Annotated in this window: 13 protein-coding genes; 9 read left to right on the plus strand and 4 right to left on the minus strand. The window is 71.6% G+C overall.

The features are described from left to right. The first annotated feature begins 1 nt into the window (after nt 1). The 5 genes from NS184_RS02620 to NS184_RS02640 all read left to right on the plus strand — a co-directional run bounded on the left by NS184_RS02620 (nt 2) and on the right by NS184_RS02640 (nt 6,052). Complete coding sequence (locus NS184_RS02620) at nt 2-973, plus strand: carbohydrate ABC transporter permease (RefSeq protein ID WP_058724586.1); 972 nt, start codon at nt 2-4, stop codon at nt 971-973. After that, complete coding sequence (locus tag NS184_RS02625; RefSeq protein ID WP_058724587.1) at nt 973-1,878, plus strand: carbohydrate ABC transporter permease; 906 nt, start codon at nt 973-975, stop codon at nt 1,876-1,878. The genes NS184_RS02620 and NS184_RS02625 overlap by 1 nt, the downstream gene beginning before the upstream one ends. Before the next feature lie 8 nt (nt 1,879-1,886). Further along, a complete protein-coding gene (locus NS184_RS02630; RefSeq protein WP_083513396.1) occupies nt 1,887-3,584 on the plus strand; it encodes a glycoside hydrolase family 13 protein in 1,698 nt (565 codons plus the stop codon). A 297-nt stretch (nt 3,585-3,881) separates the two neighbouring features. After that, a complete protein-coding gene (locus tag NS184_RS02635) occupies nt 3,882-4,829 on the plus strand; it encodes an ABC transporter ATP-binding protein (RefSeq protein WP_058724589.1) in 948 nt (315 codons plus the stop codon). Then, nucleotides 4,826-6,052 (plus strand): ABC transporter permease, encoded by a 1,227-nt coding sequence (locus NS184_RS02640; RefSeq protein ID WP_058724590.1) that lies wholly within the window; start codon nt 4,826-4,828, stop codon nt 6,050-6,052. The genes NS184_RS02635 and NS184_RS02640 overlap by 4 nt, the downstream gene beginning before the upstream one ends. Here the strand turns inward: NS184_RS02640 and NS184_RS02645 are convergent. Both NS184_RS02645 and pnuC read right to left on the minus strand, forming a co-directional pair. Next, the gene (locus NS184_RS02645; RefSeq protein WP_058724591.1) at nt 6,006-6,749 is read right to left on the minus strand and encodes a TetR/AcrR family transcriptional regulator; all 744 of its coding nucleotides are present in this window, start codon (nt 6,747-6,749) and stop codon (nt 6,006-6,008) included. The two genes, NS184_RS02640 and NS184_RS02645, sit on opposite strands and share 47 nt — an antisense overlap. Before the next feature lie 111 nt (nt 6,750-6,860). Then, complete coding sequence (gene pnuC / locus NS184_RS02650) at nt 6,861-7,526, minus strand: nicotinamide riboside transporter PnuC (RefSeq protein WP_058724592.1); 666 nt, start codon at nt 7,524-7,526, stop codon at nt 6,861-6,863. Between the two features lie 124 nt (nt 7,527-7,650). On the opposite strand from pnuC, the gene NS184_RS02655 reads away from it, so the two are divergent. Continuing rightward, entirely contained in the window at nt 7,651-8,178 is a 528-nt protein-coding gene (locus NS184_RS02655; protein ID WP_058724593.1) for a hypothetical protein, read from the plus strand. 57 nt (nt 8,179-8,235) lie between these two features. Here NS184_RS02655 and NS184_RS02660 read toward each other — a convergent pair whose 3' ends face one another. Then, on the minus strand, nt 8,236-9,123 hold the full coding sequence (locus NS184_RS02660) for an SDR family oxidoreductase (RefSeq protein WP_058724594.1): 888 nt from the start codon (nt 9,121-9,123) through the stop codon (nt 8,236-8,238). Nucleotides 9,124-9,288: 165 nt separating this feature from the next. Here NS184_RS02660 and NS184_RS02665 point away from each other — a divergent pair, with 165 nt between their 5' ends. The 3 genes from NS184_RS02665 to NS184_RS02675 all read left to right on the plus strand — a co-directional run bounded on the left by NS184_RS02665 (nt 9,289) and on the right by NS184_RS02675 (nt 12,770). After that, nucleotides 9,289-10,779 carry a cryptochrome/photolyase family protein gene (locus NS184_RS02665; protein ID WP_058724595.1) on the plus strand — a complete coding sequence of 497 codons (1,491 nt, stop codon included), beginning with the start codon at nt 9,289-9,291 and terminating at the stop codon, nt 10,777-10,779. Between the two features lie 138 nt (nt 10,780-10,917). Then, complete coding sequence (locus NS184_RS02670; protein ID WP_058724596.1) at nt 10,918-12,240, plus strand: GNAT family N-acetyltransferase; 1,323 nt, start codon at nt 10,918-10,920, stop codon at nt 12,238-12,240. Further along, nucleotides 12,240-12,770: a DUF2087 domain-containing protein gene (locus NS184_RS02675; RefSeq protein ID WP_058724597.1), complete on the plus strand. Its 531-nt coding sequence runs from the start codon at nt 12,240-12,242 to the stop codon at nt 12,768-12,770. The genes NS184_RS02670 and NS184_RS02675 overlap by 1 nt, the downstream gene beginning before the upstream one ends. Here NS184_RS02675 and NS184_RS02680 read toward each other — a convergent pair. Beyond that, nucleotides 12,752-13,102 carry a hypothetical protein gene (locus NS184_RS02680; protein ID WP_058724598.1) on the minus strand — a complete coding sequence of 117 codons (351 nt, stop codon included), beginning with the start codon at nt 13,100-13,102 and terminating at the stop codon, nt 12,752-12,754. The genes NS184_RS02675 and NS184_RS02680 overlap by 19 nt on opposite strands. Between the last annotated feature and the right edge of the window lie 205 nt (nt 13,103-13,307).

A 13,307-nucleotide genomic window follows, 5' to 3' on the forward strand; every position in this document is an offset into this window, starting at 1 on the left:
CTTGGCCACCACCACGACAGAATCCGTCACGACGGCGGGCAGCCGCCGACGGGGCGGAGCCGCACCGCGCCTCCAGTCCGGACGACGCGCCGGCCGGACCGGACTGCGCACGAAGCGCAACCGGGTCGACCCGCTCTTCCTCGTCTTCCTGATCCCCACCCTCCTGCTCTTCACGCTGGCGATCACCCTCCCCGCAGTGATGGGCATCGTCCTGAGCTTCACCGACTCCGTGGGGTTCGGGGACTTCCGGTTCATCGGCCTGACGAACTACGTCGCCGTGTTCAGCGACCCGGCGATCCTGCAGGCGTACCTGTTCACGATCGGGTTCTCGCTCGTCACCGTGCTCGTCGTGAACGCGCTCGCGTTCCTCCTCGCGATCGCCCTGACGTCGAAGGTCCGCGGCAAGATCGCCCTCCGAGCGGTCTTCGTGCTGCCGATGGTGATCTCCGGGATCGTGATCGCCTACGTGTTCTCGTTCCTGTTCGCGAACAGCCTGCCGGCCCTCGCGACCGCACTCGGCTTCGCGCCGCTCGAACAGAGCATCCTGGCGAACCCCGACCTCGCGTGGGTCGCGGTCGTCGTCGTGACCGCGTGGCAGGCCATCCCGTCGACGCTCCTCATCTACATCGCCGGCGTCCTGTCGATCCCGGGTGAGGTCTACGAGGCGTCGGCCCTCGACGGTGCGAGCGCCTGGCGACAGCTCGTGTCGATCACGGCGCCGCTCACCGCGGGCTACATCCTCATCAACCTCATCATCGGGTTCAAGAACTTCCTGAACTCGTACGACATCATCGTCGGCCTCACCGACGGCGGCCCCGGCACCTCGACGACCAGCGTCGCGATGTCGATCTTCAAGGGCTTCAACGGCGGCGACTACGCCTACCAGATGGCGAACGCCACCATCTTCTTCGTGATCGCGGTCGTGATCGCCGTGATCCAGCTGCGGGCGACCCGCGGGAAGGCAGCGCTCTGATGACCATCCAGGCACCCCTGCAGCCGGGGACCACCGCGACGGGCACGCTCCGCTCCGTCGACGCCGACCGCAACGCGGGACGTCGCGGCGAGCGCGTCAACTGGCCCGTGACGATCGTCCTCGTCCTCTGCGCCCTGTCCGTGCTCGTGCCGCTGTACGTGACGGTCACGATGGCGTTCAAGACGTCCTCGCAGGCGGTCGACGGCAACGCGTTCTCGCTGCCGGCACCGTTCAGCGTCGACGGCTTCGTGCAGGCCTGGGAGCTCACGGACTTCCCGCGCGCGTTCGGGGTCTCCGTGCTCGTCGCCGCGATCACGGTCGTCGGGACGATCCTCCTCGCCTCGTTCACGGCGTACGCGATCGCCCGCAACTGGGAGCGCCGGCTGTTCCGCTGGTCGTTCTTCTACCTGCTCGCCGCGATGTTCCTGCCGTTCCCGGTGCTCGCGCTGTCGCAGGTGAAGCTGACCGGACTGGCTGGCCTCGACAACCCGTTCGGGGTCGCGATCCTGCACGTCATGTTCCAGCTCTCCTTCAGCGTGCTGCTCTTCACGGCGTTCCTGCGGTCGATCCCGGCGGAGCTCGAGGAGAGCGCCCGCATCGACGGCGCGACCACCGGTCAGGTGTTCTGGCGGCTGGTGTTCCCGCTCCTCGCGCCGATGAGCGCCACCGTCGGGATCTTCGCGTTCCTCGCGTCGTGGAACGACTTCGTGATGCCGTCGCTCATCACGTCCGATCCGGCCCTGCAGACCCTGCCCGTGCTGCAGCAGATGTTCCAGACGCAGTTCAGCAACAACTACAACGTGTCGTTCGCCTCGTACCTGATGGCGATGGCGCCGGCGATCATCGTCTACCTGTTCACGCAGCGCTGGGTGATGGCCGGGGTCACGCAGGGCGCGATCAAGTGAGCGACGCGATGACCACCACCCGTACGGACAACGAAAGGCCCGACGTGACCGACACGCTCGTGCAGCCCGCAGCCCCCACCGACGCCGAGACCTGGTGGCGTCAGGCCAGCGTCTACCAGATCTACCCCCGCTCGTTCGCGGACGCGAACGGCGACGGCATCGGCGACCTCCCCGGCGTGACGTCGCGCGTGCCGTACCTGGCGTCGCTCGGCATCGAGGCGGTCTGGCTCAGCCCGTTCTACCCGTCCGCCCTCGCCGACGGGGGCTACGACGTCGACGACTACCGCGACGTCGACCCGCGCCTCGGCACCCTCGACGACTTCGACGAGATGGTGTCGGCGCTGCACGCTGCCGGCATCCGCGTCATCGTCGACGTCGTGCCGAACCACACGAGTGACCGGCACGAGTGGTTCCGCGAGGCGCTCGCGTCGCCGAAGGGCAGCGCGGCTCGTGACCGGTACGTCTTCCGGGACGGCACCGGCTCCTCCGGCGAGGAAGCCCCCGCCGACTGGGTGTCGATCTTCGGCGGTCCGGCCTGGACCGCGGTCGGTGACGGCCAGTGGTACCTGCACAACTTCGCGAAGGAGCAGCCCGACCTGAACTGGGCGAACCGCGAGGTCCGCGACGACTTCCTGCACACCCTCCGCTTCTGGTCGGACCGCGGTGTCGACGGCTTCCGCATCGATGTGGCGCACGGTCTGGCGAAGGACCTGCCCGCGGGCGAACTGCCGAGCTGGGCCGAGGTGCTCGCGAGCCCGAAGGACGGGCAGCACATCCTCTGGGACCGCGACGACGTGCACGAGATCTACGCCGAGTGGCGGCAGGTCTTCGAGGAGTACACCCCCGCCCGCACCGCGGTCGCCGAGGCGTGGGTCGCCGCGGACCGTCGTGCCCGCTACGCCAGCGCCGAGGGGCTCGGGCAGGCGTTCAACTTCGACCTGCTCGAGGCCGACTTCGACGCCGGGTCGTTCAAGCAGATCATCGAGTTCAACCTCGGTCTCGCGGAGCAGTCCGGGTCGTCGACCACGTGGGTGTTCTCGAACCACGACGTCGTCCGGCACGCCACCCGCTACGCGCTCCCGGCCCGGAACGGCGCCGAGGAGAAGCAGGGCTCGGCGTGGCTGCTCGCCGGCGGCTCGCGGGACGCCCTCGACCGCGAGCTCGGTCTGCGTCGCGCCCGCGCGGCGACGCTGCTCGAACTCGCCCTCCCCGGCTCCGCGTACCTGTACCAGGGCGAGGAGCTCGGGCTGCACGAGGTCGGCGACATCCCCGATGCCGAGCGCCAGGACCCGGCGTTCTTCCGGAACCCGGGCGTCGACGTCGGCCGCGACGGCTGCCGCGTGCCGATCCCGTGGACGACCTCCGGCGAGAGCTTCGGGTTCGGCCCCGGCGGCTCGCACCTGCCGCAGCCGGCGTGGTTCGCCGAGGTGTCGGTCGAGGCGGAGGACGCCGACCCGCACTCCACGCTGAACCTCTACCGGAAGGCCCTCGGGCTCCGTGGGCAGCTGCAGTCCGAGGAGCACCTCGAGTGGCTCGAGACCGGGCGCGACGACGTGCTCGCGTTCCGTCGCCCCAACGGCTGGACGAGCGTCACCGTCTTCGGCGACGAGCCGTACGACCTCCCCTCCGGCGAGCTCCTGCTCGCCTCCGCGCCGGTGGCAGACGGCGCACTGTCGGGTGTGGGGACGGCCTGGTTGCGTTCCTGACGGAACCAGGAGACGGACTGGAGGCACGGTGCAGGCAGGCACCGTGCCTCCAGTCCGTCAAGGGGTCGCGCCCGTCGCCGGAGGCGGAACCGGGCGTGCCCGGCGGAACCAGGCGTGCCCGGCGGAACCGGGCGTGCCCGGCGGAACCGGGCGTGCCTGGCGCGTTGTTCGGACCCGGCATGCCCGTTCCGACCATGCATCGCAACCGTTCTGGGAAAGAAAGCGTGCCGCATGCGACACCGCCCGAGCGCGGGCGCGAGCGGCACTGCGTCGGCGAGCGCCGGTAGGGTCGGCGGCATGAGTGGGGCGAGCATCGGCGTGCGGGACTTCGTGATGCGGTTCGGGGACCGCACCGTGGTGGACGGGCTGTCGTTCGACATCGCGCCGGGAGAGACGTTCGGCCTGCTCGGCAGCAACGGCTCCGGCAAGACCACCACCATCCGGGCGCTGCTCGGCATCACGACCCCGACCGCCGGCACGCTCACGATCGACGGGCACCCCTACCGGCCGGCGACCGGCGGGATCGGGTACCTCCCCGAGGAGCGCGGGCTCTACCGCAAGGAGTCCGTGATCGACGTGATGACGTACTTCGGGCAGCTCCGCGGACTCGGCCGCCACGAGGCCACGGCGTGGAGCCACGAGTACCTCGAGCGCGTCGGCCTCGCGGACCGCGCGAAGCTCCGCGTCGACAAGCTCTCCGGCGGGCAGCAGCAGAAGGTGCAGCTCGGCATCACGATCATGGACCGGCCGCGCCTGCTCATCCTCGACGAGCCGACCAAGGGCCTCGACCCGGTCAACCGCCGGCTGCTGCTGGACCTGGTCGACGAGCGGAAGGCCGACGGTGCGACGGTGATCCTCGTCACGCACCACATGGACGAGGTCGAGCGGCTCTGCGACCGGATCCTCCTGCTGAAGGACGGTGCCGCCGCCGCCTACGGGACGATCCCCGACGTGCAGGACGCCTTCGGCGGTGCGGTCGCCAAGGTCGGACTCGACGGGTCGGTCCCGCCGTCGCCGCTGTACCGCTTCGCCCGGCACGAGGGGCACGTGGCGTACCTCGTCCCGACCCGCGCGGCCGCGGCGGACGGCTCGGACATCCTGGCCTCGCTCGTCGGGGCGGGCGCCCACGTGACGGGGTTCGAGATGCGCCGCATCCCCCTCGACGAGATCTTCGTGCAGGTGTACGGGCACGACGCCGGCGCGGACCTCGTCGCCGAGGAACCCACGGCAGGAGCAGCAGCATGAGTCGGCTCGGCACGGTCGTCCGCTTCGAGTTCGTCCGCGCGGTGAAGAAGCCCGCGTTCTGGATCGGCACCCTCGCGCTGCCGATCGTCATCGTGCTCGTCACGCTGCTCGTCGGACTCGGCCAGTCCGCGGGTGCCGACTCCGTCGTGTCGAGCAGCTCCGCCACGAAGACGCCGTTCCGCTACGTCGATCGCTCGGGCCTCGTGTCCGAGCAGGTCGCCGAGAAGTGGGGTGGGACGCCGTCGACCGACGCCGCCGCCGACCGTGCAGCGGTGCGCGAGGGGCGGCTCGACGCGTTCATCGAGTTCCCGGAGGCACCGGCGACGTCCCCGATCCGGGTCGACGCGGCCGACCGTGGGCTGTTCGGCAACGGGCGGTACTCGTCCTTGGCGGAGCGGGTGGTCGAGCAGAGCGTCGCCGCGTCGGTCGACGACCCGCAGGCCGTGCAGCTCCTCCGGAACCCGCCGTCCACCGACGTCACCACCTACGCCGAGGGAGCAGTCGCACCGGGGTGGCTGTCGGTCCTGCCACCGGCGCTCTACGCGGCCGCGTTCTTCGGCCTGGTGATCCTGCTCGCCGCCCGGATGGTGACCGTGGTCGTCGAGGAGAAGGAGAACCGGATCTCCGAGATGATCCTGACGACGGTGACGGCGGGTGACCTCATCCGCGGCAAGGTCGTCGCGATGCTGCTCGTCGGCCTCGTGCAGATCGGGGTGTTCCTGCTCCCCGGGCTCGTGACGTTCGCCGTCGCCCTGCCCCTGTTCGCGTCGCGACTCGGAGCGATCGTGGTCGACCCGTGGCGGATGCTCGTGGGGGCGCTCCTGCTGGTCGGCGGGGTCTTGCTCGCCTCCGGGCTCTTCGTGGCCGTCGGCGCCGCCGTCCCGTCGATCAAGGACGCCTCGTCCCTGCAGTCGGCCGCGATCTTCGCCCTGATCATCCCCGTCTACGCGGTGTTCTTCGTGGTGACGAACCCGACCTCCCCGGTCGCCGCGTTCTTCACGTACTTCCCGACGTTCACCCCCGTGACCGCCATGGTGCGCAACGCGGTCGGGTCGCTCAGCGTCATCGAGTCGATCGTCTGCATCGTCATCGTCTGGGTCGTCGCGGCGGTGCTGCTGTGGTTCGCGCAGTACCTGTTCCGGCACTCGGTCGCGCAGTACGGGTCGAAGGTGACCCTCAGGCAGATCGCGTCGTGGCGTCGGGGACGGCCGACCGCCCGCTGACCCCTGGCGACGAGATCGGCGAGGCCGGCGCCGAACCCGGGCCCGACGCCGCGGAGCGGTCGGCCGGGGCGACGCCCGACGGTGCATCGAGGTCCCAGGCCGGCACCTCGCGCTCACGCCATCCCTGACGGAGCGTCCGGACGGCTCGGTCGTACTCGACGAGGACGTCGATGTGCGGGCGGACCAGCATCTGGATCTGGAGGCCCTCGTAGAGCGCGAGCAGCTGGGTCGCTGCGACGTCGGCCGACACGACCGACCGCTCGGTCTCGGCGTCGAAGTCGCGCTGCAGCCCGGCGGTCAGCTCCCCCACGTACTCCTCGAACCGCTTCCGGAACAGCTCGGCGAAGCCGGACTCGGCGGCGGCGATGTTGATCACGCCCGCGAGCACCCGGACGAGGCCGGGGTCGGCGACGTCCTCGGCGAGGGTCATCCGCACGTGCTCGATCGTGCACGTCGGCTGCACGCTCCGCCGGGTCCCGCGGAGCTGCGTCCAGCGGTCGTAGGTGACGAGCAGGAGCGCGTCCCACGTGGGGAAGACGCGGGCGACGGCTTCCGTGGTGACGCCGGTCACCTCGGCGACCACGCTGGCGTCGACCTGGTCGAAGGGGTGCAGCCGGTAGGCGCGGATGGCGCCCCGGACGATCCGCTCCGCGAGCGACTGTTCGTCCTCGAGTGCGGCCGCGTGCTGGTCGGTCATCCGACCATCTCACCCGAAGCGTGAGCAGATGTCTGCAACCCGAGCGGGGGTGTCGCGATCATCGCGGGTCGGTCGCGCTCCGTGGCGGAGGCGAGCCGTGCCTCCCGGCCGTCAGCCCACCGTCACCGGCGCCGCCGGGGGCTTCGTCCGCTGGCGCATCCAGACGAAGAACCCGGTGAGGGTGAACACCCCGTAGAAGACGTACATCAGCCCGGACGCGTAGTAACCGGCAGAGAACAGCAGGGGGACGCCGACCAGGTCGACGGCCACCCAGATGAGCCAGAACTCGACCCATCCCTTGGCCATGCCGTAGGTGGCGAGCAGGGAACCGACGAAGATCCACGCGTCGCTCCACACCGGCTCGTAGGAGCCGAGGGCGCGGAAGATCGGGGTCAGGACAGCGGTGCCGCCCACCATCCCGAGGACCAACAGTGCGCGGGTCCGCCAGGAGGCCCAGTGCGGGTCGATCACGGTCGTCGCCTCCGCGGGGCGGTGCGTCCAGCGGTACCAGCCGTAGACGCTCACGATGATGAACATGACCTGGCGGCCGGCCTGACCGAGCAGGTTCACCGGGTTGGGGGTGTCGAAGAGCGCCCCCATGAAGACGGTGAAGAGCAGGGCGTTGCCGAGGATGCCGACGGGCCAGGCCCAGACCTTCCGGCGCATGCCGCCGAGGGCGCTGAGCAGACCGAAGACGTTGCCGATCACCTCACGCCAGAGCACCGTCTGGTCACCGATGACGATCTGCGCGTCGAACAGCCAGCGCACGATGCCCATGGGCCCCTCCTCGTTTCCGGTCGGTGCAACGGTAGGGCGTCCGGCGGCATTCCAGCGGCCGTGCTGCGTGGTGTGACGTGCCCCGCACGGCGCGTGCCGGTCGGCGGGGCTACGCTCGGGAGCCGTGACGGACGGTGTTGCTCGGGCGAAGGCACTCCTCGACGCCGCCGCACGGGCACTCGACGCTGCCGATGCCCGCGACGAGGCGCTCGGCGAGTACGTCGAGCCGAAGGCGCTCCTCGGCATCCGGCGTGACCCGACGATCCGTTCCCTCGGCCGTGTGTGGCGGGTCGGCGCACTGCTGCTCGGCTCCTCGCCCGAGACGGCCGGCCAGGTGTGGGCCACGGGACGGATCACACGCGTGACCGAGCCCGGACGGTCGCAGTTCGTGTCGGTGTCTGCCGAGGTTCGCCGGGCCTACCGGGCGGCGGCGCAGAAGGGGCACTTCGCCCCCGGGGACACCGTGAACCACAGCGCGACACCGATCCCGCTCGACGAGACGCTGGTCGGGTCGGACGGGGTGCTCTTCGTCGAGGGCGATGAGCCGTTCGTCCGGTGGTCCCCCACGGCGGGCGACGCGGTCCCGCTCGCGGGGTACCTCGCCGACCGGGTGGCGCTGCTCGTCGACCCGCCGAAGGGCGCGACCGACTGACGGCCCGGCCGGGAGCGAGACCGTGGCCGGGACGCCGCGGGCGGGGCACTGTGACCGCTACAGCGAGAACCCGCCGTCGGACGTGAGGACCTGCCCCACCACCCAGCTGCCGGACGACGTCGCCAACCACCCGATCAGCTCAGCCGGGTCCTGCGGTGTCCCGACCCGGCCGAACGGCGTGCTCGCGAGGTACTCCTGCAGCCCGTCGAGCGACCGGTCGGTGGTCTCCGGGTCCATGTAGCCCGTGTTCACCGGCCCGGGGTTGACCGTGTTCAGCACGATGCCGAGCTCCAGCAGCTCCTTGGCGACGGTGGCGGTCACCCCGGCGAGCGCGGCCTTGCTCGCGGCGTACGCGACCTCGCCGATCATCGCTCCGTGGATCTGGCCGGAGGTCATCCAGAAGACGTGTCCTTGCGCCTCGTCGTACGGGCCGCTGCCCGTGATCCGGTCCCCCGGCCGCCGGGCCTCGTCCGTCCGGGGCGCTCGTCGGCGGGCGAACTCGGCGGTGAGCAGGAGCGTCGCGCGGGTGTTGACCTCCCAGAACGCGCTGAGCCGCTCGGGCGTCATGTCGAGGATGCTGCCGTCGTCGCCGCTCTTGGCGTGGTTGCAGACGAGGACGTCGAGCCGCCCGGTGAGCGCCGTCGCGGTGTCGATCAGCCCGGGGATCGTCGACGGGTCGGACAGGTCGCCGGGGACGTCCGTGAACCCGGCGCCCTCGGTGAGGTGGGCGCGCAACTCGTCACGGACGGCGTCGAGGTCGTCGCCGCCCCACGGCAGGTCGAGGTCGTGCGGGCGGTGGTGGTGGACGACGATGCTCGCGCCGAGGTCGGCGAGCTTCGACGCGACGGAGAAGCCGATGCCGCGGCGGCGGGAGACACCGGTGACGAGGGCGGTCTTGCCGGCCAGCGGCAGCGAGCGGTGCAGGGGCAGTTCGGAGGAGGGCATGCTGAACCTTTCGACGGCGCCGAGCGGCGCACGGGTGGGAGTCGAAGAACGGTTCAGCGGCACTGCATGTCCGTCACCCTACACAGACCGGGCCACCCGCGGAACCGCCGTGGAGTCGGGGGACGTCGCGAGCCGCCGGTCGCGCCCTCGCGTACCGTCCGCGGCATGACCGACCAGCGCCGCCGACTGATCCTGCCCGGCCAGTACGGCCCGGACTTCGACGACGGCGGACCGCTCCTCGTGGTCGAGGCGCGAGAGTTCTTCACCGCGAGGCCGATGCACCGGGCCAAGGCCCACCTCTGGCTGAGCGCGCTCCGGCACCGCGTGCAGGCGCTCCGGGACGCCGGCGAGGGCGACCGCGTCGAGCACGTGCAGGTCGACGCGCTGAAGGACGCGCTCGTCGGTCGCGACGACCTCGAGGTGGTGGACCCGCCCTCCCGCACGCTCCGGGCCCAGGTCCGGCACTGGGGCAAGGGCACCGAGGTACTGCCGAGCCGCGGGTTCGTGACCGACGAGGACGAGTTCGCCGAGTGGGCCGCGCAGGGCACCGGACGCTTCCGGATGGAGGCGTTCTACGAGCGGGTCCGGAAGCGTGAGGGCTGGCTCATGCGCTCGGACGAGCCGGTCGGCGGGAAGTTCAGCCTCGACGACCAGAACCGCGAGTCCCCGCCGAAGGGCGCCACGACGCTCGGGCTCCCCGAGCCGTGGTGGCCCGAGGAGGACGACGTCGACGGCGAGGTCCGGCGTGACCTCGACCGCTGGGAGCGGGACGGGACCGCGCGGTTCGTCGGCGCCGACGACCGACGCCGCTTCGCCGTGACCCCGGACGAGGCCCACCGTGCACTCGACGACTTCGTCCGCACCCGGCTGAACGACTTCGGCCCGTACGAGGACGCGACGCTCACGAACGACTGGACGATGGCGCACTCGCTGCTCAGCGTGCCGATGAACCTCGGCGTGCTCGACCCGCGGGACGCGATCGAGGCAGCGCTCTCGGCCCACCGTGACGACGACGCCCCGCTCGCGAGTGTCGAGGGCTTCGTCCGGCAGATCGCCGGCTGGCGCGACTACGTCTGGCACCTCTACTGGTGGTTCGGCGACGACTACGGCGCGTCCGAGAACGCCCTCGACGCGCACGAGCGGCTCCCCCGGTGGTGGCGCGAGCTCGACGCGTCGGACATCGACGCCGCCTGCCTGCACACTGCGATCGAGGGGCTGCACGACCACGGCTGGCTGCACCACATCCAGCGGCTCATGGTGCTCGGGAACTTCGCCCTGCAGCGCGGCTACGACCCGGTGCACCTGACCGAGTGGTTCACCGATGTCTTCGTCGACGGCACCGACTGGGTCATGCCGGCGAACATCATCGGGATGTCCCAGCACGCGGACGGCGGGATGGTCGCCACGAAGCCGTACGCCTCCGGCGGGCGCTACATCGACCGGATGTCGGACCACTGCGGCGGTTGCCGGTACGACCCGACGAAACGGGTCGGCGAGGACGCCTGCCCGTTCACCGCGGGCTACTGGGCGTTCCTCGCGCGCACGGAGCCCGCCCTGCGGAACAACAACCGGATGGCGCGTCCGCTGCAGCAGATGCGGAAGCTGTCGGACCTCGACGAGGTGATCGCCCAGGAGGCGCGACGCGGCACACCCTGACGGCCCACGTCCGCAGGGTGGGCCGACGCGGCGGGGCCGACCCGCGCGTCCAGTCCGCTGCCCTGCCGCGCCGCGGCGGCACGGTCGCAGCGTGGCGGCGCTGTCGCGCGCCGAGCCGCTCCCGATAGTGTCGAGGACGTGAGCAACGAGGCATTCGACGAACGGTACGAGCTGCGCACGATCGCGCCGGCACTCGACGCGCAGGGGGCGCCCACCGCGGAGACCGACGCATGGATGCGCGCGGTCAACATGGGCTTCCACGAGACCGACGCGAAGCCGGAGCACGCGGCGCGCGCCGTCCAGGAGTTCATCGCGGACGACCAGACCTGGCTCGGTGCCCACGTCCGGAACCCGCTCCCCGGCTCGGTCGACGAGACCTGGCCCGCCGGCACCTTCGCCTGGTTCCGCAAGGCCCTGAGCTGGGGCGACGGCTCGACCGTCGACACGCAGGCGATCTCCGCCGTGACCGTCCGGCCCACCGAGCGCCGGCGCGGGATCCTCCGCGGGATGATGACGCACGCGCTCGCGCGGGGCGTCGCCGAGGGGTACCCGATGGCGTCCCTCACCGCCTCGGAGGGCACGATCTACCGGCGGTTCGGCTTCGGCAGCGCCATCCGGGAGCGCGCCGTCCGCGTCCGTCGAGCCCGGGCGCTGCCGCTGCTCGCACCGACCTCGGGCAGCGTGACGGTCGTGACGCCCGAGTGGCTCGAGGCCGGTCCCGCACGCGAGGTCTTCGCGCGGTTCGACGCCCGCACCCCGGGATCGATGGTGCGGAACACCGGGACGTGGCCCGTCGCGCTCGGCCTGCGCGGGTACGACGGCGAGCCCGCGAAGGACGTGCGTGCCGCCGTGCACCGGCCGTCTGGGACCGACGAGATCGACGGGTACGTGACGTGGCGGGTCAAGGAGGGCCACGGCCGCGAGGACGAGACCGTCCTCGAGGTCGTCGACCTCGTCTACGCCACGGACGAGGCGTACCTGTCGCTCTGGGAGTTCCTGCTCTCGATCGACCTCAACGACGTCGTGCGGTACTCCCGCTCGCGGCTGGACGACCCGATCGTCGCGGCGCTCGGCGACAACCGGGCGTACGACGTCGAGCACGAGGAGGACCACGTCTGGTTGCGCGTCCTCGACGTCGCCGCCGTGCTGGAGTCGCGCCCCTACGCCGTCGACGGGTCGCTCACCCTGGCGGTCTCCGACGCCCTCGGGTACGCGGCCGGCACCTACCGGCTCGACGTCGTCGACGGACGCGGAGCCGTCACGCGAACCGCCGAGGCGCCCGACGGCGCGGCCGACGTGCGTCTCGACGTCGCCGACCTCGGTGCGGTGCTCATCGGTTCGGTGTCCCCCGTGACGCTCGCGGCCGCCGGGCTCGTCCGGGCCGACGACCCGGCTGCGATCACCCGGCTGCGCGCGATGCTGCTGCCGGAGCGGACGCCGCACGGGATCACGTACTTCTGATGGGCACGGGTACGGGGGCGGCGTCGGGCGCGGACGCGTCGCCCGGGGTCGGGTCGTCGTCGGGTGCGGGGCCGTCCGACGTCGCGCGGGCGGTGGCACGTGCTCGGCAGGCCGTCGCGGTGCTCGCCAGCCCCACGCTCCGGACCGCGCTGGTCGGCGGCGGCGAGCTCGACGACCGGACCCGCGCGGCCGTCGACGCGTTCGACTGGGTGGACGAGCACGGTCCCGACCGCGCACTGCTCGGTGCGACCGCGCGGGCGCTGCAGCTGCTCCAGGCGCCGGCAGCAGCCCTCGAGTTCGAGCGGATCGCGCGGATGCCGCACGCCGAGGCCGAGCGGGTCCCGCTGTCGCTGCGCATCGTCGGGATCGTGGGCGACCGCCTCGGGCGTGCGCGGCCGGTGACCGAGCCGGTGCTCAACGCGGCGATCGCGATGTTCGCCGAGGACGTCGCCATCGTCCGGCGGGACGCCGTCGACCAGGGGCTGCTCGTGCGGACCGAGGACGGTGCGTCCTACCGGTTCGCCGGCTGAAGGACCGCGCGGTCGAGGCTCATGACGGGCACGACGACCGGCCAGGGTTCGCCGTCGAGGAGCACGGACCGGAGGCCCAGCGGCAGATCGGGGGCGTCGTCCTCGGTGACGACCGAGCCCTCGAGGCCGACCAGGTGCCCGGAGCCGCGGCTGTAGCGCACGCGGTCGCCGACGACCGGCAGGATGACGGTGTCGGACACGGACTCGAAGTCGTCCTCGTGCGCGAGCGTGAGGACGAGAGCGAGCTCGTGGCGGTCGAACCCGCCGAGTTCGTCGAGCGCGTCTGGCTCGTCGAGCTCGTCGACGGCGTTCAGCGGGATGGCGAGCAGCACAGCGCACGTCCCTTCGCCTCGTCGCGGGGATGGTGCTTCGCGTGGTGGTCCATCAGGTCGCCTTCGGGTCGGCTCCTCGCGGCCTCGGATCGGGCCGTGCCGGGACCGTACGTCCGTAAAGGTCCCTGCCGCGAGGGATGCTCGACGACTTTGCGGGAACCTGCACCGACGCGGCATCGCGGCGTCGCGGCCTCGCGGTGGTGTG

Origin of the sequence: Curtobacterium luteum (genome assembly GCF_001475545.1) — a bacterium.
GTDB classification, from domain to species: Bacteria; Actinomycetota; Actinomycetes; order Actinomycetales; family Microbacteriaceae; genus Curtobacterium; species Curtobacterium luteum_A.

What these genes read in the sequence shown, in the direction of transcription:
- NS184_RS02630 (WP_083513396.1), top strand. Translation starts at nt 1,887, where the DNA reads ATGACCACCACCCGTACGGACAACGAAAGGCCCGACGTGACCGACACG.
- NS184_RS02635 (WP_058724589.1), top strand. Translation starts at nt 3,882, where the DNA reads ATGAGTGGGGCGAGCATCGGCGTGCGGGACTTCGTGATGCGGTTCGGG.
- NS184_RS02645 (WP_058724591.1), bottom strand. Translation starts at nt 6,749, where the DNA reads ATGACCGACCAGCACGCGGCCGCACTCGAGGACGAACAGTCGCTCGCG.
- NS184_RS02675 (WP_058724597.1), top strand. Translation starts at nt 12,240, where the DNA reads ATGGGCACGGGTACGGGGGCGGCGTCGGGCGCGGACGCGTCGCCCGGG.
- NS184_RS02665 (WP_058724595.1), top strand. Translation starts at nt 9,289, where the DNA reads ATGACCGACCAGCGCCGCCGACTGATCCTGCCCGGCCAGTACGGCCCG.
- NS184_RS02640 (WP_058724590.1), top strand. Translation starts at nt 4,826, where the DNA reads ATGAGTCGGCTCGGCACGGTCGTCCGCTTCGAGTTCGTCCGCGCGGTG.
- NS184_RS02660 (WP_058724594.1), bottom strand. Translation starts at nt 9,123, where the DNA reads ATGCCCTCCTCCGAACTGCCCCTGCACCGCTCGCTGCCGCTGGCCGGC.
- NS184_RS02625 (WP_058724587.1), top strand. Translation starts at nt 973, where the DNA reads ATGACCATCCAGGCACCCCTGCAGCCGGGGACCACCGCGACGGGCACG.
- pnuC (WP_058724592.1), bottom strand. Translation starts at nt 7,526, where the DNA reads ATGGGCATCGTGCGCTGGCTGTTCGACGCGCAGATCGTCATCGGTGAC.